We start from the raw sequence: 18360 nt of genomic DNA on the forward strand, positions 1-18360 counted from the left end.
AAAGCACCAATCGGGCGCAGCCAGGTTACACCGGCCGCGCCCGAAGGGTGTGGAAACTAGATCTTGCTGGACGCCTCGGAGAGCACCGAGCGCAGGATCGACTCGATCTGGTCGAACTCGGGCTGGCCGATGGTGATCGGCGGCGCGAGCTGGATGACCGGGTCGCCGCGGTCGTCGGCGCGGCAGTACAGGCCTGCCTCCCACAGCGCCGGGGTGAGGTAGTCGCGCAGCAGCCGCTCGGATTCCTCGTCGTTGAAGGTTTCCTTGGTGGACTTGTCCTTCACCAGCTCGATGCCGTAGAAGTAGCCGGCGCCGCGCACGTCGCCCACGATGTCGATGTCCTTGAGCTTCTCCAAGGTGGACTTGAAGGCGTCGGCGTTGCGATGCACGTTGCCGTTCAGGTCCTCGCGTTCGAAGATGTCGAGGTTCGCCATCGCCACCGCCGCGGCCACCGGGTGACCGCCGAAGGTGTAGCCGTGGTAGAAGGTGGTGTCGCCCTTGGTGAACGGCTCGAACAGCTTCTCGGAGGCGATCATCACGCCCAGCGGGACGTAGCCGCTGGTCAGCGCCTTGGCGGAGGTGATGATGTCAGGGGTGTAGCCGAAGTCGTTGCAGGCGAACATGTCCCCGATGCGGCCGAAGGCGCAGATGGTCTCATCGGAGACCAGCAGCACGTCGTACTCGTCGCAGATCTCGCGCACCCGGTCGAAGTAGCCCGGGGGAGGCGGGAAGCAGCCGCCGGAGTTCTGCACCGGCTCCAGGAAGACCGCGGCGACCGAGTCGGCGCCCTCGAATTCGATGGCCTCGCGGATGCGCTCGGCGGCCCACAGCCCGAAGTCCTTCTCGTTCTCGGAGAACATCTCCGGCGCGCGGTAGAAGTTGGTGTTCGGCACGCGGAAGGTGCCGGGAACCAGCGGCTCGAACGGGGTCTTCATCCCCGGCAGCGAGGTGATCGCCAGCGCGCCTTGCGGGGTGCCGTGGTAGGCCAGCGCGCGGGAGATGACCTTGGTCTTGCCCGGCTGGCCCTTGAGCTTGAAGTACTGCTTGGCTAGCTTGAACGCGGATTCCACCGCCTCGCCGCCGCCGGTGGTGAAGAAGACGCGGTTCAAATCGCCCGGGGCGTAGCCTGCCAGGCGCTCGGCCAGGTCGATGGCCGGCTCGTGGGCGTAGGACCACAGCGGCATGAACGCCAGCTTCTCCGCCTGCTTGGCCATGACCTCGGCCAGCTCGGCGCGGCCGTGGCCCGCGTTGACGACGAACAGCCCTGCCAGGCCGTCGATGTAGCCGCGGCCGGCGTCGTCGTAGATCATGTGTCCCTCGCCGCGCGAAATGATCGGCACCTTGCCCCCGTTGTGCAGGCCGGAGTGCCGGGCCATGTGCATCCAGAGGTGGTCGCGGGCGGCTTGCTGGCGGTCGGTGCCAAGTGGAGTATTCATCGTGTTCCCCAGTTGTATTCCTGTTTTTTGAGTGAAAGGTAGGTGAAGGTGTTGGTGCTGAGCACACCCTCGATGCCGCGGATGGTGCTGATAACCCGCAGAAGGTCTTCGTCGCTGGAGCAGATCACCTCGGCCAGGATGTCCGCATTGCCGGCGGTGACCACGCAGTAGTCGACCTCGGGCAGTTCGGCGATCCTGTCGGCGGTGGAGCTGATGTCCGATGCGGCGACGATGCTGATCATCGCCTGCCGGGTGAAACCCAGCTCCAGCGGGTTGGTGACGGCCACGATCTGCATGATCTGGCTGTCGGCGAGCTTCTGCACACGCTGGCGGACGGCCGCCTCGCTCAGGCCCACGGCCTTGCCGATGGCGGCGTAGGAGCGGCGCCCGTCTTCCTGCAGCTGCTCGATGATCTCCTTGGAAATCTCGTCGATGCCGGCGCTCGCCGGTGGCGGCAGTGTCATGATCATCCTCGTCTCAACAGCGTTAGCCACGACACTACCGCCACCGAATCAGTTGCGAAAGGGGTTTATCAATAAAGTTTTCGACGCTATGGGGAGGATTTTAATGTGGAATCTTTTGCCGGAGTCTTGTCAGCGCCACCTCGACCTGACAGGATGTTCCTCAACACGAATCGTGTGATCGATCGCACATGCAGCGATGAGAAATGGGGGAGATGGTCCGATGTCGCACTCGCACAAGACGCCGCAGGATCCACAAATTCGAGCACTGGTCAACGCCATGAGCCAGCGCAGCCTCAGCCGCCGTTCGGTGCTCGGCGCCGCCGGCGCACTGGGCCTGGGCGGGCTGCTTGCCGCCTGCGGCACCGGTGGCGGCGGAGGTGCCACGGCGGGCCCTGCTCCGGCCGTGACCGACGTATCCGCATCGGATCCGACGCTGAACTGGGCCAACTGGACGCTCTATCTGGACTACGACGACAAATCCAAGACCTATCCGACGCTCGAAGCCTTCAGCAAGCAGAGCGGCATTACGGTGAACTACTCCGAGGACGTCGACGGCAACGACACCTACTACGGCAAGGTGCAGGCCCAGCTGAAGGCGGGGCAGGACATCGGCCAGGACATCTTCACGTTGACCGACTGGATGGCCGGGCGCGTGATCCGCCAGGGCTACACTCAGGCGCTGGATCTGGCGAACATCCCCAACAGCTCCAACCTGTTGCCGAGCCTGCAGGACGTGGACTTCGACCCGGGCCGCGAGCACTCGCTGACCTGGCAGTCCGGCTACGCGGGCATCGCCTGGAACAAAGCGAAGTACCCCAAGGGACTGAAGAGCGTCTCGGATCTGTGGGATCCGGCGCTGAAAGGCCGGATCACGGTGCTCGACGAAATGCGCGACACCATGGGCCTGCTGATGCTGCAAGACGGCGTGGACATCTCCGGCCAGTGGGGCCAGGACGAGTTCCAGAAGGCGCTGGAGGTGCTGCGCGGGAACATCGACAGCGGCCAGATCCGACAGGTCAAGGGCAACTCCTACAAGGAGGACTTCATCTCAGGAGACGCCATCGCCGGCATCGTATGGTCAGGGGATCTGGTCCAGATGAACTTCGAGAACGACGACCAGTGGGAATTCGTGATCCCCGAGGCCGGCGGCACGCTGTGGAGCGACAACCTGATGGTTCCCATCGGCTCCCCGCGCAAGGCGAACGCGGAGAAGCTGATGGACTACTACTTCCAGCCGGAGGTCGCCGCCCAGGTGGCGGCCTATGTGAACTTCATCTGCCCGGTCACCGGGGCCAAGGAGGCGATGGAGAAGATCGATCCGTCGCTGATGGAGAACCCGCTCATCTTCCCGGCCGAGGAGGATCTGGCCAAGGCCCACGTCTTCCGGTCGCTGGAGGCGGACGAGGAATCGAGTTTCGCCGCAGATTTCCAAAGTGCCATCGGCGCATGATTCATAGGAGCATGGCATGACGCGCCAACGCGCTATCAATAACCAGCGCCGACGGCTGTTGCAGGGCATCGAGCAGGCGCAGGCTTCGCGCCGCTCGGTGTTGGCAGGAGCGGCGGGCCTGGCCCTGGCCGGGCTGCTGTCCGCCTGCGGGACCAAGGGCACCAGCTCGGGCAACGCCGCGGCGCTGGCCCCGGCCACCGACCTGTCGGACAGCGAAGCCGTGGTGAACTGGGCCAACTGGACCCTGTACCTTGACTACGACGAGAAGGCCAAGAACTACCCGACGCTGCAGCGCTTCATGAAGGAAAGCGGGCTGAAAGCAAAGTACGCGGAGGACATCGATTCGAACGACTCCTACTACGGCAAGGTGCAGGCCCAGCTGGCCGCCGGGCAGGACATCGGCCAGGACCTGATGGTCTTCAGCGACTGGATGACCGAACGCATCATCCGCCAGGGCTACGCCCAGGAGCTGGACCACAACAACATCCCGAACATCAAGAACCTGCTGCCGGCGCTGCAGGAGGTGCGCTTCGATCCGGGGCGCAAAAAGTCCCTGACCTGGCAGTCCGGCTACACCGGCCTGGTCTGGAACAAGGAGGCGTTCCCCAAGGGGCTGCGCAACGTCGAGGACCTGTGGGATCCGGAGCTCAAGGGACGCATCTTCATGCTCGACGAGATGCGCGACACGATGCCGATGCTGATGCTCGACGACGGCGTGGACATCGCCGGGTCCTGGGGACAGGTCGAGTTCGGCCGCAGCCTGGAAGTGCTTGACCGTAATATCCGGAACGGGCAGATCCGCCAGGTCAAGGGCAATGCCTACAAGCAGGATTTGATCAGCGGCGACGCGATCGCCGGCCTGGCCTATTCGGGGGATATCACGCAGCTGAACTTCGAGGAGGGCGGCAAGTGGGAGTTCGCGCTGCCCGAGAGCGGCGGCCTGCTGTGGAGCGACAACTTCCAGGTGCCCATGGGCTCGCCGCACAAGAAGAACGCGGAGAGGCTCATGGACTTCTACTACCAGCCCGACGTGGCCGCGGAGGTCGCCGCCTACGTGAACTACCTCTGCCCGGTTCTCGGTGCCCAAGAGGAGATGGAGAAGTTCGATCCCGAGCTCGTGGAGGATCCGTTGATCTTCCCGACCGAAGAATTCCTTTCCAATACCAGCTCCGAGCGCGAGCTGTCGGTGGAGGAAGAAACAGATTTCCAGAACCAATTCCAGGAAGTGATCGGGGTATGAACGCCAATCTTGCACCCACCCTGCCAGAAACCCGCACCTCGGGGGCGGACCTTGAGCTGCGCGGCATCACGAAGCGCTTCGCCGAGTTCGTCGCCGTCAAGGACCTGGACCTGCTGGTCCCTTCAGGCACGTTCTTCGCGCTGCTGGGCCCCTCGGGCTGCGGCAAGTCCACCACGCTGCGCATGATCGCCGGCCTGGAGGCACCCAGCGAGGGCAGCATCTCGATCGGCGGCGAGGACGTCACCTCGCTGCCCAGCCACAAGCGGCCGGTGAATACCGTCTTCCAGTCCTACGCGCTGTTCCCGCACATGAGCGTGCTGGAGAACGTCGCGTTCGGGCTGAAGCGCAAGAAGGACCCCGAAGCGATGGCCAAGGCGCAGGCCGGGCTGGAAATGGTGGAGCTGGCGCATCTTGCCAACCGCAAGCCGGCCCAGCTCTCCGGCGGCCAGCAGCAGCGAGTGGCCCTGGCCCGCGCGCTGGTCAACCGCCCGCAGGTGCTGCTGCTCGACGAGCCGCTGGGCGCGCTGGACATGAAGCTGCGCCGGCAGATGCAGCTGGAGCTGAAGACCATCCAGACCGAGGTGGGCCTGACCTTCATCCACGTGACCCACGACCAAGAGGAGGCCATGACCATGGCCGACACCGTCGCGGTCATGAACGAGGGGCGGATCGAGCAGATGGGCCCGCCGCGCGAGCTCTACGAGCTGCCGCGCACCGCGTTCGTCGCGAACTTCCTGGGCAAGTCGAACCTGATGCGCGGCGAGGTCACCGGCAAGCGCGCCGGGCTGCTGGAGGTCGACGTCGCCGGGCACAGCGTGCTGCTGCCCGAGGACCGCGCGGTGCAGACCAGCGGGCAGGTGGTCGTGGGCGTGCGCCCGGAGAAGATCACCATCGACCGCACCTCCTCCGGGGCGGCGCACAACGAGCTGTCGGGCACCGTGATCGACGTGTCCTTCACCGGCACCACCACCGAATACCTGGTGGACGTGCCGGGCATCGGGCGCATCGGCACCTTCTCGCAGAACCGCGGGCAGCAGCCGGCGGCCGTGGGGGACACCGTCTACCTGTACTGGGAGGCCGACTACTCGTTCGGCCTGGCCGGCGACGAGCGCATGGACGCGGGGGTGGAGCAATGACGCAGACCATCAGCAAGTCGGGCCTGAGCGACCTGCGCAGCAAGGATGAGATCCGCGCCGAGCGCCGCAAGGGGCGCACCGGCATCTACCTGGTGGCCCCGGGGCTGCTGGTGCTGGCGCTGTTCTTCGCGCTGCCGGTGGTGGTGCTGCTGGCGATGAGCCTGTACGTGAAGCCGCCGGGAGCTGAGATCGGCGAATTCGTGCCGGGCTTCGAGATCGGCAACTACATGACGGTGCTCTCGGCCTACTGGCCCGAGCTGCTGCGCTCCTTCTGGTTCGCGCTGATCGCCACCGTGCTGGCGCTGCTGATCGGCTTCCCGATGGCCTACCTGGTGGCGGTGCGGCTGCGCGAGAAGCCGCTGCTGCAGGGCATCCTGCTGGTGCTGCTGATCGCCCCGTTCTTCTCCAGCTTCATCCTGCGCACGCAGGCGTGGAAGCAGATCCTGGCTGACGAGGGCTTCATCGCCCAGGCGCTGAAGTTCGTGGCGATCCTGCCAGCCGACGGGCACCTGACCGCGACGCCCTTCGCCGTCGTCGCCGGCCTGACCTACAACTTCCTGCCGTTCATGGTGCTGCCGATCTACGCGAACCTGGGCCGGTTGGACACCCGATTGCTGGAGGCCGCGGGCGACCTGTACGCCAGCCCGATGAACTCCTTCTTCAGGATCACGCTGCCGATGAGCGCCCCGGGCATCTTCGCCGGCACGCTGCTGACCTTCATCCCGGCGGCCGGCGACTACGTGAACTCCGCACTGCTGGGCAACAACCGCAATACGACGATGATCGGCCAGGTGATCGATTCCAGGTTCTTCAAGGTCATCGACTACCCCGGGGCGGCGGCGCTGAGCTTCGTGCTCATGGTCTCCATCCTGATCCTGGTCACGATCTATATCCGGCGTTTCGGCACCAAGGAGCTGATGTAAATGAAATTGGGACGCTGGTTTGTTCCCGTCGTCGGAGGCCTGGCCTTCGTCTACCTGCTGGTGCCGATCGTCTACATCTTCGTGTTCTCGTTCAACGATGCGGGCCGCACCAACCTCGAATGGCGCGGTTTCACCTGGGATAATTGGGCGAACCCGTGCGGCGCCCCGGCGGTGTGCGAGTCGCTGGCCAATTCGCTGCAGGTCGGCATCGTCGCCACCCTGATCGCCACCGCGCTGGGCACCTGCATCGCGCTGGGCCTGGTGCGCTACAAGTTCCGCTTCCGCAAGCTGACCGACGTGCTGATCATCCTGCCGCTGGCCACCCCGGAAGTAGTGCTCGGCGCCTCGCTGCTGGCGCAGTTCCTGAACCTTGGATGGGAGCTGGGCTACTGGACCATCGTGATCGCGCATACCGTGTTCTGCATGTCCTTCGTGATCGTCACGGTCCGCGCCCGGGTGTCCTCGCTGGATCCGCGGCTTGAGGAAGCCGCCGCCGACCTCTACGCCTCGCCGCGGCTGGCGTTCTGGAAGGTGACCTTCCCGCTGCTGCTTCCGGGCATCGTGGCCGCCGCGCTGCTGAGCTTCGCGATGAGCTTCGACGACTTCATCATCACGAACTTCAACTCCGGCAACTTCCAGACCTTCCCGAAGTTCATCTACGTTTCGGCCACCCGCGGCATCCCCGCCCAGGCCAACGTGATCGGCTCGGCGATGTTCATCGTCGCCCTGCTGGTGGTGATCATCGGGCAGATCATCAGCTACCGCAAGAAGAAGCAACTGGAAAAGGTCTAAACACGCCTGCTACAGAGGGAACCTGGCACGCCCGGGTTCCCTCTGTGGCGTCCCGGCGAGAATCTGTCGTTGTTCTGCGCTGTCACCCGAGGAGAAATTCGCATACTATGGAGCCCTCAGCACCGTTCTTTCCAAGAGAGTGACAAAATGCTTCCCCCTTAGTGCGAGGTGCTTCGCATCCTTGGAATGTTGAAAGGGCTGCTGTGGGTCGCTTGCGGCCCGCAAATTAATACCGTCGCACCGCTGATGCTGCGGGAGCGATGCACGACCACAGAGGGGACAACTTCATGGGCGAGACACCGGTTTGGCTTTCGGAGCAGGAGCGCGAAGCATGGCTGGGGCTGAATGCGGTGTTGACGCTGCTGCCTGCCGCCCTCGATTCGGACCTGCAGGTTCTGGATGGCATTACCCTTTTCGACTACCACATGCTCGCGATGCTCTCGGAGTCCACGGGGCGAAAGATGAGCATGACCAAGCTGGCATCGCGCACCAGCGCTTCGCTCTCGCGCCTGTCGCACGTGGTGAAGAAACTGGAGGTCCGCGGTTGGGTGGCACGCGAGCAGTCCGAAGAAGACGCCCGTGTGAAAATCGCCTCATTAACCGACGCTGGTTGGCAGGCTGTGGTGCGCATGGCACCCCACCATGTGGCAACTGTCCGTGCGCTGCTCTTCGAATCCCTGAGTGACAAGGACATTAACGATCTTCGACGAATTACCCGCAAGTTGACCGCGGGGATGGACCCGGAGCATTGGATCCTGCAGGACCCTTCCAAGGATTTGGAACCCTGAGAAATTCTCGATAAGCTTATCTGGCGTTAATCGCGCATGCCGTAATGCCATCTTTTGGGATCTTGGCATGCACGAATAGCCCGTAATACCGAATGTCGCAACCCACTGAGTACGGGGAAAATGCTCGATCGGCTGCGAAGTTCACCGTCTTACATACTTTAAGGCTCTTCGGTTGGTTCTCACCCAGCCTGGTTTCTTCCTAGTGTGCAGTAATAACGGTGTTTCACTGGTTGGCGGGACTCATAACGCAGATGTGCTGTCGATATTCACTTATGGGCAGCACGCGCGAGTACCGTCGAATTTTTACTACTAACTAACTGAGGAGTGATCATGGCAGCTGTTTGCCAGGTAACCGGTACTACTCCGGCCTTCGGACATAGCATCTCCCACTCGCACCGTCGCAACAAGCGTCGTTTCGATCCGAACATCCAGAAGAAGACCTACTACGTGCCTTCGCTGCGCCGTAAGGTGACCCTGACCCTGTCGGTCAAGGGCATCAAGGTCATCGATGCCCGCGGTATCGACGCTGTTGTTGCAGACCTGATTGCGAAGGGTGTGAAGCTCTAAAAATGGCAAAGAAGGATAAGGACGTACGTCCGATCATCAAGCTGAAGTCCACCGCCGGCACCGGTTTCACTTACGTAACCCGTAAGAACCGTCGTAACGACCCAGACCGCATGGTTCTGAAGAAGTACGACCCGGTAGTCCGCAAGCACGTAGAATTCCGAGAGGAGCGCTAAGACATGGCCAAGAAGTCCAAGATCGCAAAGAACGAACAGCGCAAGGTCATCGTCGAGCGTTACGCTGAAAAGCGCCTCGAACTGAAGAAGACCCTGATCGATCCAAACGCCACCGACGAGGCTCGCGAAGCAGCCCGCGTTGGCCTGCAGAAGCTGCCACGCAACGCTTCCCCAGTGCGCGTTCGCAACCGCGACGCCATTGACGGCCGCCCACGCGGTACCTTCCAGAAGTTCGGTATCTCCCGTGTTCGCTTCCGCGACATGGCACACCGTGGTGAGCTCCCGGGCATCACCAAGTCTTCCTGGTAAGACCTGCAAGTCTTCTGACTTAGCGAAAGCCGCACTCCTTCGGGAGGGCGGCTTTCGCCGTTAAGCCCGCTTCCTGCGTTGCCACCAGCGGCGCGTGGCCTGGTCGGGCTGTTCCTCATGGGCCGGGGCGGCGGCGCGACGTCGCTGCTGCCAGGCAAGGACCTCGGCGGTGGCATCGCGCAGGGCGGTGATCACCGGAGGGCCGCCCAGCAGCTGGCGCCGGGCCTCGATAACACGCTGGTTGAAGTCCTCGATATGTTCGCGCACCGCCGCCTCGGTAGGCAGCTGGTCCAGCGTCTGGTCCATATGCTCGTCCTCCACTCGTAGCGTCAGCGCCGGCGGGCCGAGACCGGAGATCTTCTCGCGGTGCATCATCGACTTCAGCCACCAGTCCGGATCGGTGGTGTTGGTGATGTGGTCGATATTCTTTCCCGCCAAGGCGAGGTTGTCGAAGTCGCCGCGAGCAAAGGCCTCGTCCAGCACGGAGTTCGCGACCTCCCAGGCCTCGTCCTCGGCGTAGAACTGCAGGGGAGTGCTCGGAGCCTTGTCCACTGGGGCCATGCCGGTGGCCTCGGCGTATTCGTCCACCGGCAACTGTTCGCCAGCCGATTGGCTCAACTTGTAACGGGCGGCGTTCAGTGCCGCATTCTCGTCAGGTTTCGGGGCACCCATGGCTCTATTTTCCCACCGTGCCACCGCGTGTTCAAGGATGACCCCTGCGCCGTGCGGGCGGGCATGGCGTATTCGCAGCCGAACCGGCCCGAGCCTTCCGGAACCCGCAGCGGGCGCATAGTAGCGTGGAAGCCATGCAGCAAGCCACCGGTAGACATTCAGCACCCCAGTACACGCAACCGCTGGGCGACGTCCATGCAAACCGCGGCCGCTGGGCCGGCCTGGGCCGAGGCAGGACCGCGGTAGTCACCGGGGCCAACGCCGGGCTGGGCTTCTTCACCGCGCTGGCCCTGGCCGAGAGCGGGGCCACCGTGCTCATGGCCTGCCGCAACCAGGCGCGGGCCGAACACGCCGCCGCGCAGATCCGCCGACGCGTGCCGCAGGCGCAACTCGAATTCATGCAGTTCGACGCGGACTCCATGGCCTCCGCGGTGGGTCTGGCCGCCGAACTGCGCGGCCGCACCATCGACGTGCTGGTCGCCAACGCCGGCATCATCCACACCCCGCGCACGCGGCAGCCCGGGCTGCTCGGCTACGAGCAGGTGATGACGACCAACGTGCTCGGCCATGCGCGGCTCGTGGGGGAGCTCGCCGCAACTTTCGCGTCCCACCCGCTGCGCTTCATCGCGCTGGGCTCGATGTCCACCCTGATGCTGCAGGCCGACCCGCAGAACCTGAAACTCGAGCAGGACTACCACCCCTACCGGGCCTATGCGCAGTCCAAGGCCGTGCTGCAGGGGTTCGGCTTGGCTCTGGACCGGCGCCTGCGCCAGCTGTCCTGGCCGGCACGCTCCATCACCGTGCACCCAGGTTATTCGGTGTCCGGGCTGACTCCGCAGATCGCCGGCGTCAACGAGCCCGGCTACGCCAAACGCCTGCAGGGGCAGCTGCAGGCCGGTTTCGCGCAGGGCAAACACGAAGGCGCGGTCGCCATCGTCGAGGCGGCGCTGAACCCGGACCTCGGCTCCGCACCGACCGGCGTGTACCTGGGGCCCAAATACGTCTCGAAGGGCCCGATTACACTGGCCAGCCCCGCAAAGAGCACCCGCAGCAAGCAACTGCAGCAGCGCGCCTGGCAACTGTTCACGGCGGCTAACGACGGATTCGACCCGTTCGCACATGGCTGATTTCGTGAACTTTCACACCTCGAATGGCAGGAGAAACTCCATGCAATCCGCGGATTGATGCAGGAATTGACGGTTATTGCTGGTAAGTTCATCTCTGATAAGTCCGTGCGACCGCGCGGCGTTCGAGGTCTGAACCGGGCCTTGGACCACTAGTCCAGGAGGACATACATTGGCTATGAACCGTAGCGAACTTGTTGCCGCTGTTGCAGCGAAGACCGAAAACTCCCAGGTTGCCGTCAACGGTGTTCTGGATGCTGTTTTCGACGTTTTCGTTGAGCAGATCTCGCAGGGCGAGAAGGTTTCGATCCCAGGCTGGCTGGCAGTGGAGCGCACCGACCGTGCAGCTCGCACCGGCCGCAACCCGCAGACCGGCGAAGCCATCGAGATTCCTGCCGGCCACTCGGTGAAGCTGACCGCTGGTTCGAAGCTGAAGGCCGCTGTCGCCAAGAAGTAGTACCCCGATCCTTCCCGCAGCCGCCCGCCGGAACGAAGCTCCGCTTCGGCCCGGCGGGCGGCTTCGTTAAGCGTTTTAACGCCGTTCGGGTCAAGAATTGCCGCCTTTGGGCCCAAAAAATGGGCAATAGCTGAAAAAATCCCGGAGAATACGCTGTTTTCGGGCGTTTCTCTCCCTCAGGTTTGGTATGTTCTTGACTGATAAGTCCGTGCGACCGCGCGGCGTTCGAGGTCTGAACCGGGCCTTGGACCACTAGTCCAGGAGGACATACATTGGCTATGAACCGTAGCGAACTTGTTGCCGCTGTTGCAGCGAAGACCGAAAACTCCCAGGTTGCCGTCAACGGTGTTCTGGATGCTGTTTTCGACGTTTTCGTTGAGCAGATCTCGCAGGGCGAGAAGGTTTCGATCCCAGGCTGGCTGGCAGTGGAGCGCACCGACCGTGCAGCTCGCACCGGCCGCAACCCGCAGACCGGCGAAGCCATCGAGATTCCTGCCGGCCACTCGGTGAAGCTGACCGCTGGTTCGAAGCTGAAGGCCGCTGTCGCCAAGAAGTAAGCACCGCAAGCTTTCCTGAAGGCCCGGTTCCACGCGATGTCGCGGACCCGGGCCTTTGGCATGCCCCGGACTTTGAGGCAATCTTCTACTTCGCGTAGAATCAGCGGTGATCACCTACCCGTCGACGAACGGCTGAACCACGTGCCCAAGAACCCAGCGATCCGCGTTGTGCGCGGTTGGCTCGCGGCTTCAGTGTGCACCTGGACCGCGTTCGCCGCCCACGCGCACCAGGCACCGACCAAGATGTCGCTGATGGTAATGCTGCTGATCACCTGCGTCTCGGCCGTGATCGCCATGGCCATGCTGGGACGCAAATTCTCGCTGTGGGCCACCAGCCTGGTGGTTGTGCTCAGCCAAGGGCTGTTCCACTTGTCGCTGTCGGTGATGAGCCATGGCGAGACCGGGCCGCTGGCCGCAATGGAACACGCGGCCCATCACGGTCCCGTGGATCTCTCGGGCCAGATCGTCGAACAATACGCCCAGGTGCAGAGCGAATCGATGCTCTACGCCCACGTGCTGGCCGCCGCAACCAGCATCCTCGTGCTGAACGGCGCCGAGCGGTTGCTCGTTCCGCTGCGCGGGGTGCTTACCCTGGGATCAGCCCGACTGCTCCTGTCCTTGATCCGCATTCCGGTCCCGGAACTGCGCCCGATTCCCGGCTACTACCCGCTGCGTTTCCAACTCAAGCTTGCGCAGCTGGGCAGGTTGCCCGAACGGCGCGGACCGCCTTCCTTCGTATTGAGCGCCTGAACCCCATCAATACGTACTCCCCCGGACCCCGGGGACCTGGAAGGACCACTGTGAAACTGCGTAACAACATCTCCCGACTGATCGCCGGCGCGGCGGTCGCACTGCTGGCGGCCTTGGGAACCGTCGGGGCGGCCAACGCCCACGACTTCCTCACCGGCTCCAGCCCGGAGAACGGCGCTAGCGTGAAGAGCTCGCCGAAGGAAATCACGATGACCTTCTCCGCGGAACTGCAGCAGCTCTCGGGCACCGACTCGACCGTCGTCGCCTTGAGCCAAGCGGGCAAGAAGGTCGCGAGCACCGCCAGCACCAAGGGCACCACCGTCACCGTGGTGCCGGACGCCGAGCTTGCCTCCGGCGAATACACCCTGGCCGTGCGGGTGATCTCCTCCGATGGGCACCCGGTGGAGGACTCCATCAACTTCACCGTCGACGCACCTGCCTCTGCCGTGCCGAGCGCAACCGCTTCGGAAAGCGCTCCAGCGTCGCCGAGCGCGGATCAGCCCACCGTACAGCCGGTCCAGCCGGTGCAGGACCTGGGCGCCGGGATGAACCCGGTCGTCTGGATCATTGCTGGCGTCGTGGTGCTGGGCGGCGTCATCGCCGTACTGGTCAAGTTCATGCGCAACACCAAATAATCTTCCCCATTCCTAACCGGCGCGCCCGACGTGCCGTTGATTGCGCACGCCGGAAAATCGTGCCGCCGGTTGCACACCGAAAGCTTGAGAAACCCATGAACACCAAGAACACCCTGAAGACCACCGCCGCCCTGCTCGGACTGGGACTGCTGCTCACCGGCTGCGCCCAGGACGGCGCGAACGCCACCGGGGCGGCGGCTTCCGAAAGCCCGGCCACCCAGGCATCCTCCCTGCAGGCCAGCGAAACCTGGGCCAAGGCAGCCCAGACGGGCATGACCGCCGCCTTCGGCGTGCTGCACAACGCCGGCAGCACCGACATCGAACTGGCCAAGGTCGAGGATCAGGCAGGCAACGTCATCCAGATCCACGAAACTACCGGTACCGGCACCGACGCGAAGATGTCGCAGCTGGACGGCGCGCTGAAGATCGAAGCCGGCAAGGACGCAGTCCTTGAGCCCGGCGGAACCCACCTGATGTACATGGACTTGAAGGCCCCGCTGGTCGCCTCGGAAACCGCGTCGCTGACCCTGAGCTTCAGCGACGGATCGAGCACCGAGGTGCCGTTCGAAGTCCGCAACTTCACCGGCGCCAAGGAGAGCTACGAGAATCACGGCGGCATGGACCACGGCTCCATGGATCATGAATCGATGAACCACGATGGCTAATGCACCAACCCGCCGGATGCTGCTGGGCACCTCGGCGGCCGCGGCGCTGGGCGGCGTGCTCGCCGGCTTCGGCACCTCGCAGGCCGTGGCCGGGCCAGCCACTGCCGCGGCGCCCGCGCAGCAGGGCCCGCAGTACCTCCCGTTCCACGGGAAGTACCAGTCCGGGATCCTGGACGCGCCGCAGGCCCACGCGGTCTTCGTCGGCTGGAACCTCAACTGGCGAGACGGCGGCAAGAAGGACCAGCTGCGCTCGCTGCTGAAGATGATCACCGACGACGCGCAGCGGCTGACCGCCGGGCGCGGAGTGCTGGCTGACACCGAGGCCGAAATGGCAGCCGGCCCCAGCGACCTGACCCTCACGGTCGGGGTCGGCCAGAGCCTGCTGGATGTCATGGGCGGCGCAAAGGTCGGCACGCTGCCGGGCTTCGCGGGGGACAAGCTGCACAAGCGGTACGGGCAGAGCGATCTGCTCATCCAGTTCTGCGGCCAGGACCCCACGGTGCTGGCCCACGCGGTGCGCGCGGTGTCCAAGAACCTGCGCGGGCTGGCGGACAAGCAGTTCATCCAGCGCGGATTCATGCACCAGCGCGGCTCCGGCGACACCTTCCGCAACCTGTTCGGACAGGTCGACGGGGTCAACAACCCCCAGGGGGAGACCCGCGAGCTGGCAGTGTTCGGCACGCCGGATCAGCCCAGCTGGATCGCCAATGGCACCACGCTGGCGCTGCGCCGGTTCGAGATGGACCTGGAAGGCTGGGACGAGGTCGCCACCTCGGGGCGCGACTTCGCGCTGGGGCGCCGGCAGTCCGACGGCTCGCCGTTGACCGGCAGCGTGCCGGAGGATCCGGTGGACCTGGATGCCGTGAACGAGGTGGGGCTGCCGGTGATCGGTGCGAACTCCCACGTGGCGCTCGCGATGCCGCGCAGCGCGCAGGAGGCGATCCACCGCCGCGGCTATAACTTCGTCGACGGCGAGGCCTCCGGGCTGCTGTTCGCCAGCTACCAGCGTGACCCGGCGACCAGCTTCATCCCGCTGCAGCGTCGGCTGGCCGAGGCGGACTTGCTGAACACCTGGCTGACCCCGAGAGGATCGGCGCTGTACGCGATCCTGCCGGGCATCGAACCGGGCATGTACCTGGGCCAGCAGCTGCTGGGCTAGGCCGCTGCCGGCCGGCGGTGTGAGATGCACCGCCGACCGGCAGAAAACCGCCCAGCGGCCTCCGCTCCGGCGCGGGCAAGTGAGATGATGGAAAGGTTATGGCCATAGATACTGCACAGCGCGAGAGCGCGCCAAAAGTCACCCGCTTCATCCTGCCGGGGATCCTGGCGATGGCACTCACCTTCGTGGTGGCGGTGCTCCTCGCCGGAATCGCCGCGCCGAGCCTGCTGGGAGACCCCGGGCCGTTCGTGCGTTGGGCGCTGCCCGCCACCCGAGCCATCCACCACACCTCCATGGCGCTGGCCGTGGCGGCGCTGGTCTTCGCGGCGGCCATTGTGCCGCGCGCGGTGAAGACCAAGCGCGCGGCCGCCGGCGAGGCCGAGGACCAGACCCACGACCACCCGGCCTTCACCCGCTGCATGAACATCGCCGCGGGCGCCGGCGTGGTGTGGACGCTGTCCGCCGCCGGGGTGCTGATGCTGACCTTCTGGGACCTGGCCGGCATCCCGATCAACTTGCGCCCGGAGTACTCCGTGGCGATGCTGGACTACATCATGGGCATCACCACCGGCCGCGCCTGGGCGTGGATGGTCGTGATTTCCGCGATCACCACCTCGCTGGCGCTGGCAGTGCGCTCCAAGACCGGGGTGGGGCTCGCCGCGGTCTTCTCGATGTCCGGCATCATCCCGCTGGCGTTCATCGGCCACGCCTCCGGGGGCGACGACCACTTCGCCGCGGTGAACTCCATCGGCCTGCACCTGCTGGCCGTGGTCCTGTGGTTCGGCGGCATCATGATGCTCGGCCTGCTTGCCCCTGCCATGGGTGGCGAAGCCCCGGGCCGGCAGCGCGGCCAGCTGCTGGCTGGCGTGGTGCTCAAGCGCTTCTCTGCGGTCGCCACCGGCGCGATCTTCCTGATGATCGGCTCCGGCGTGGCCTCCGCGGTCATCCGCGTGACCGAGGTCGGCCAGCTGTTTTCCACCTACGGCTTCCTGCTGATGGGCAAGGCGCTGCTCACGCTGATGCTCGGCGCGCTGGGCCTGATGCACCGCAGCCGGGTGATCCCGAAGCTGCTGGCGGGCGACTACAGCGTCCTGAAGGCCGCCTGGAGCGTGATCGCCGTCGAGGTCGCCATCATGGCCGCGGTGATGTCACTGGCCACCGTGCTGGCCCGCACCGCGCCGCCGACCAGCGACGAGGCCCCACCGGTGGTGTCCCCGGCGCGGCTGCTGACCGGGTACGACCTGCCCGAGGCGCCGACCATGTCCAGCTGGTTCACCGTCTGGCGCATGGACTGGATCTGGGTGGCGGTGTGCCTGTTCGGCCTGGCCTTCTACCTCTGGGCGTTCATCACGCTGCGCCGCCGCGGCGACAAGCCGAGCATCCTGCGCCTGGCCAGCTGGATCGTCGGCTTGGCCGCGCTGTTCTACGTGACCAGCGGCGCCGTCGCGGTCTACGGCAAGGTGCAGTTCTCCACGCACATGATCGACCACATGTCGCTGACCATGATCGTGCCGATCTTCCTGGTGCTGGGCATGCCGGTGACGCTGCTGCTGCAGGCGCTCACCCCGCGCACCGACGGCACCCGCGGGCCGCGCGAATGGATCAACTACGTCATCCACTCGCGCTACTCGAAGGTGATCACCCACCCGATCTTCGCTGCGGTGAACTTCGCCGGGTCGATCGTGATCTTCTACTTTTCCCCGGTGCTGGAACCTGCCATGGTCTACCACGCAGGCCACGAGCTGATGAACCTGCACTTCCTGCTCACCGGCTACCTGTTCGCGCTCTCGCTGATCGATGCGGACCCGGTCCCGAAGCGCTACCCGTACCCGATCCGCTTGGTGGCGCTGCTGGCCACCGTCGCCTTCCACGCCTTCGTGGGCGTCGCGCTGATGAGCACCACCCAGTTGCTGGCCCCGGACTACTTCGGCAACATGGGCCGCACCTGGGGCGGCAGCGCCATCGCCGACCAGGAGCTGGGCGCCGGCTACATGTGGGCGATCGGCGAGGTCCCGACCCTGGTGCTTGCCATCATGGTCGCGGTCTCCTGGCTGCGCCAGGACAACAAGGACACCAAACGCTACGACCGCAAGGCCGACCGCGACGGCGATGCCGAGCTGGAAGCCTACAACCAGATGTTCGAGCGCTACAAGAAGATCGACGAGAAGGAAACCCGTGGCTAAGAAGTTCACCGCACTGATGGCAGCGGGCCTGCTGCTCACCCTCAGCGCCTGCGCGGCCGAACCGGCCGAGATGCCGCAGGACCAGACGCACAAGATCGCTTCGGGGGAGTCGGCCACCCAGACCCCGGAGGTGCAGGACCTGAGCACCGCCGAGGTCGCCGCCACCGCAGGCGCCGTGATCGCCGCCAAGCTGGGCTTCCCGAACTCCGCGAAGATCCAGGGCAAGGACCTCAAGGCGCTGGCCGAAAAGCCGACCGATACGCTCAAGGACATCGTGGTGCTGCCGGGCAGCTGCGCGGCCCTGGTCGACGACTTGAACTGGTCCCCGGTGCAGCTGGGCACCGAGGCGGCCCGCACCGACTTCACCAACGAGTCGCAGAACATCACCGGTTCCATCGAGGTCGCCAAGCTGGAGAACGACCAGGACCGCCAGGAGCTCAAGAAGCACTTCGCGAACGTGTCGGCCATCCTGGCTGACTGCCGGAGCGTGAAGATCAACGGGCTTGACTACTCCGAGACCCTGAAGTTCTCCGACCCGAAGGTGGACTCGGTGGATTCGGCGCTGTACTACACGCGCAACGGGAAGTACCCGCAGGATTCGCTGGTGCTGATCTCCGCCACCGGGAACTACGCCGCCATGGTCTCCTTCGTCTCCTCCCAGCCGCTGGACGACAAGACCTTCAACCAAGTGGCCACCAGCATCCTGGACACCGCGATGACCCAGGTGCAGTAGCGCCGAAGGCGCGCGGGGAATACCGCCGGGCGCGCGCTGGTTGCACTGCGCAGGAGTCGAATCCGGCGCCTGCCGGGGCGGCACTCAACGTTGCTTAACACCTTTAGTCCCCACCGGTGCGGTGGCGGATAATTGAAGACAATCTGC

At 64.8% G+C, this 18360-nt stretch carries 21 protein-coding genes; 18 read left to right on the forward strand and 3 right to left on the reverse strand.

All coding sequences use genetic code 11. The features are described from left to right. Positions 1-56 precede the first annotated feature (56 nt). Together DFO58_RS00345 and DFO58_RS00350 are read right to left on the reverse strand one after the other, a co-directional pair. On the reverse strand, positions 57-1436 hold the full coding sequence (locus DFO58_RS00345) for an aspartate aminotransferase family protein (RefSeq protein ID WP_113607533.1): 1380 nt from the start codon (positions 1434-1436) through the stop codon (positions 57-59). Then, the gene (locus DFO58_RS00350; RefSeq protein ID WP_053799458.1) at positions 1433-1900 is read right to left on the reverse strand and encodes an Lrp/AsnC family transcriptional regulator; all 468 of its coding nucleotides are present in this window, start codon (positions 1898-1900) and stop codon (positions 1433-1435) included. The genes DFO58_RS00345 and DFO58_RS00350 overlap by 4 nt, the downstream gene beginning before the upstream one ends. Positions 1901-2120: 220 nt before the next feature. On the opposite strand from DFO58_RS00350, the gene DFO58_RS00355 reads away from it, so the two are divergent. The 9 genes from DFO58_RS00355 to rpsN all read left to right on the forward strand — a co-directional run bounded on the left by DFO58_RS00355 (position 2121) and on the right by rpsN (position 9278). After that, on the forward strand, positions 2121-3350 hold the full coding sequence (locus DFO58_RS00355; protein ID WP_120989062.1) for a spermidine/putrescine ABC transporter substrate-binding protein: 1230 nt from the start codon (positions 2121-2123) through the stop codon (positions 3348-3350). 16 nt (positions 3351-3366) lie between these two features. Further along, on the forward strand, positions 3367-4590 hold the full coding sequence (locus tag DFO58_RS00360; protein ID WP_113607531.1) for a spermidine/putrescine ABC transporter substrate-binding protein: 1224 nt from the start codon (positions 3367-3369) through the stop codon (positions 4588-4590). After that, positions 4587-5726 carry an ABC transporter ATP-binding protein gene (locus tag DFO58_RS00365; protein WP_113607530.1) on the forward strand — a complete coding sequence of 380 codons (1140 nt, stop codon included), beginning with the start codon at positions 4587-4589 and terminating at the stop codon, positions 5724-5726. The genes DFO58_RS00360 and DFO58_RS00365 overlap by 4 nt, the downstream gene beginning before the upstream one ends. Next, the gene (locus DFO58_RS00370) at positions 5723-6649 is read left to right on the forward strand and encodes an ABC transporter permease (protein ID WP_047119912.1); all 927 of its coding nucleotides are present in this window, start codon (positions 5723-5725) and stop codon (positions 6647-6649) included. The genes DFO58_RS00365 and DFO58_RS00370 overlap by 4 nt, the downstream gene beginning before the upstream one ends. Beyond that, a complete protein-coding gene (locus tag DFO58_RS00375) occupies positions 6650-7441 on the forward strand; it encodes an ABC transporter permease (protein ID WP_047119911.1) in 792 nt (263 codons plus the stop codon). Between the two features lie 287 nt (positions 7442-7728). Continuing rightward, positions 7729-8229 (forward strand): MarR family transcriptional regulator, encoded by a 501-nt coding sequence (locus DFO58_RS00380; protein WP_053799457.1) that lies wholly within the window; start codon positions 7729-7731, stop codon positions 8227-8229. Positions 8230-8559: 330 nt separating this feature from the next. After that, positions 8560-8796, forward strand: coding sequence for a 50S ribosomal protein L28 (rpmB, locus tag DFO58_RS00385; protein WP_047119910.1), 237 nt, complete (start codon positions 8560-8562; stop codon positions 8794-8796). Positions 8797-8798: 2 nt separating this feature from the next. Continuing rightward, complete coding sequence (gene rpmG, locus DFO58_RS00390) at positions 8799-8969, forward strand: 50S ribosomal protein L33 (RefSeq protein ID WP_022874359.1); 171 nt, start codon at positions 8799-8801, stop codon at positions 8967-8969. Between the two features lie 3 nt (positions 8970-8972). Further along, the gene (gene rpsN / locus DFO58_RS00395; RefSeq protein WP_047119909.1) at positions 8973-9278 is read left to right on the forward strand and encodes a 30S ribosomal protein S14; all 306 of its coding nucleotides are present in this window, start codon (positions 8973-8975) and stop codon (positions 9276-9278) included. A gap of 60 nt (positions 9279-9338) precedes the next feature. Here rpsN and DFO58_RS00400 read toward each other — a convergent pair whose 3' ends face one another. After that, on the reverse strand, positions 9339-9950 hold the full coding sequence (locus DFO58_RS00400; protein ID WP_047119908.1) for a DnaJ family domain-containing protein: 612 nt from the start codon (positions 9948-9950) through the stop codon (positions 9339-9341). A 134-nt stretch (positions 9951-10084) separates the two neighbouring features. Here DFO58_RS00400 and DFO58_RS00405 point away from each other — a divergent pair, with 134 nt between their 5' ends. The 9 genes from DFO58_RS00405 (at position 10085) to DFO58_RS00440 (ending at position 18213) form a co-directional block, all read left to right on the forward strand. Next, entirely contained in the window at positions 10085-11077 is a 993-nt protein-coding gene (locus DFO58_RS00405) for an SDR family NAD(P)-dependent oxidoreductase (RefSeq protein WP_053798647.1), read from the forward strand. A 169-nt stretch (positions 11078-11246) separates the two neighbouring features. Next, on the forward strand, positions 11247-11531 hold the full coding sequence (locus DFO58_RS00410; RefSeq protein WP_047119907.1) for an HU family DNA-binding protein: 285 nt from the start codon (positions 11247-11249) through the stop codon (positions 11529-11531). A 272-nt stretch (positions 11532-11803) separates the two neighbouring features. Next, positions 11804-12088, forward strand: a complete 285-nt coding sequence (locus DFO58_RS00415; protein WP_047119907.1) for an HU family DNA-binding protein — start codon at positions 11804-11806, stop codon at positions 12086-12088. A gap of 141 nt (positions 12089-12229) precedes the next feature. Further along, positions 12230-12838 carry a hypothetical protein gene (locus DFO58_RS18370; protein ID WP_183043069.1) on the forward strand — a complete coding sequence of 203 codons (609 nt, stop codon included), beginning with the start codon at positions 12230-12232 and terminating at the stop codon, positions 12836-12838. A gap of 50 nt (positions 12839-12888) precedes the next feature. Continuing rightward, positions 12889-13473: a copper resistance CopC family protein gene (locus tag DFO58_RS18375; RefSeq protein ID WP_183043070.1), complete on the forward strand. Its 585-nt coding sequence runs from the start codon at positions 12889-12891 to the stop codon at positions 13471-13473. A gap of 95 nt (positions 13474-13568) precedes the next feature. Further along, entirely contained in the window at positions 13569-14138 is a 570-nt protein-coding gene (locus DFO58_RS00425; protein ID WP_047119904.1) for a copper chaperone PCu(A)C, read from the forward strand. Next, positions 14131-15297: a Dyp-type peroxidase gene (locus tag DFO58_RS00430; RefSeq protein WP_120989064.1), complete on the forward strand. Its 1167-nt coding sequence runs from the start codon at positions 14131-14133 to the stop codon at positions 15295-15297. Before DFO58_RS00425 ends, DFO58_RS00430 begins: the two co-directional genes overlap by 8 nt. A 98-nt stretch (positions 15298-15395) precedes the next feature. Beyond that, the gene (locus tag DFO58_RS00435; protein ID WP_286163384.1) at positions 15396-17480 is read left to right on the forward strand and encodes a cytochrome c oxidase assembly protein; all 2085 of its coding nucleotides are present in this window, start codon (positions 15396-15398) and stop codon (positions 17478-17480) included. After that, positions 17473-18213: a hypothetical protein gene (locus DFO58_RS00440; RefSeq protein WP_120989065.1), complete on the forward strand. Its 741-nt coding sequence runs from the start codon at positions 17473-17475 to the stop codon at positions 18211-18213. The genes DFO58_RS00435 and DFO58_RS00440 overlap by 8 nt, the downstream gene beginning before the upstream one ends. The last annotated feature ends 147 nt before the right edge of the window (positions 18214-18360 follow it).

The organism is Arthrobacter sp. AG1021, from assembly GCF_003633665.1.
Lineage (GTDB): Bacteria > Actinomycetota > Actinomycetes > Actinomycetales > Micrococcaceae > Glutamicibacter > Glutamicibacter soli.

Bases quoted from the DNA above. Each gene is read 5' to 3' on its own strand.
- rpsN (WP_047119909.1), top strand. From the start codon at position 8,973: ATGGCCAAGAAGTCCAAGATCGCAAAGAACGAACAGCGCAAGGTCATC.
- DFO58_RS00360 (WP_113607531.1), top strand. From the start codon at position 3,367: ATGACGCGCCAACGCGCTATCAATAACCAGCGCCGACGGCTGTTGCAG.
- DFO58_RS00355 (WP_120989062.1), top strand. From the start codon at position 2,121: ATGTCGCACTCGCACAAGACGCCGCAGGATCCACAAATTCGAGCACTG.
- DFO58_RS00375 (WP_047119911.1), top strand. From the start codon at position 6,650: ATGAAATTGGGACGCTGGTTTGTTCCCGTCGTCGGAGGCCTGGCCTTC.
- DFO58_RS00430 (WP_120989064.1), top strand. From the start codon at position 14,131: ATGGCTAATGCACCAACCCGCCGGATGCTGCTGGGCACCTCGGCGGCC.
- DFO58_RS00350 (WP_053799458.1), bottom strand. From the start codon at position 1,900: ATGACACTGCCGCCACCGGCGAGCGCCGGCATCGACGAGATTTCCAAG.
- DFO58_RS00370 (WP_047119912.1), top strand. From the start codon at position 5,723: ATGACGCAGACCATCAGCAAGTCGGGCCTGAGCGACCTGCGCAGCAAG.
- DFO58_RS00405 (WP_053798647.1), top strand. From the start codon at position 10,085: ATGCAGCAAGCCACCGGTAGACATTCAGCACCCCAGTACACGCAACCG.
- rpmG (WP_022874359.1), top strand. From the start codon at position 8,799: ATGGCAAAGAAGGATAAGGACGTACGTCCGATCATCAAGCTGAAGTCC.
- rpmB (WP_047119910.1), top strand. From the start codon at position 8,560: ATGGCAGCTGTTTGCCAGGTAACCGGTACTACTCCGGCCTTCGGACAT.
- DFO58_RS00345 (WP_113607533.1), bottom strand. From the start codon at position 1,436: ATGAATACTCCACTTGGCACCGACCGCCAGCAAGCCGCCCGCGACCAC.
- DFO58_RS00365 (WP_113607530.1), top strand. From the start codon at position 4,587: ATGAACGCCAATCTTGCACCCACCCTGCCAGAAACCCGCACCTCGGGG.
- DFO58_RS00400 (WP_047119908.1), bottom strand. From the start codon at position 9,950: ATGGGTGCCCCGAAACCTGACGAGAATGCGGCACTGAACGCCGCCCGT.
- DFO58_RS00425 (WP_047119904.1), top strand. From the start codon at position 13,569: ATGAACACCAAGAACACCCTGAAGACCACCGCCGCCCTGCTCGGACTG.
- DFO58_RS00435 (WP_286163384.1), top strand. From the start codon at position 15,396: ATGGCCATAGATACTGCACAGCGCGAGAGCGCGCCAAAAGTCACCCGC.
- DFO58_RS00380 (WP_053799457.1), top strand. From the start codon at position 7,729: ATGGGCGAGACACCGGTTTGGCTTTCGGAGCAGGAGCGCGAAGCATGG.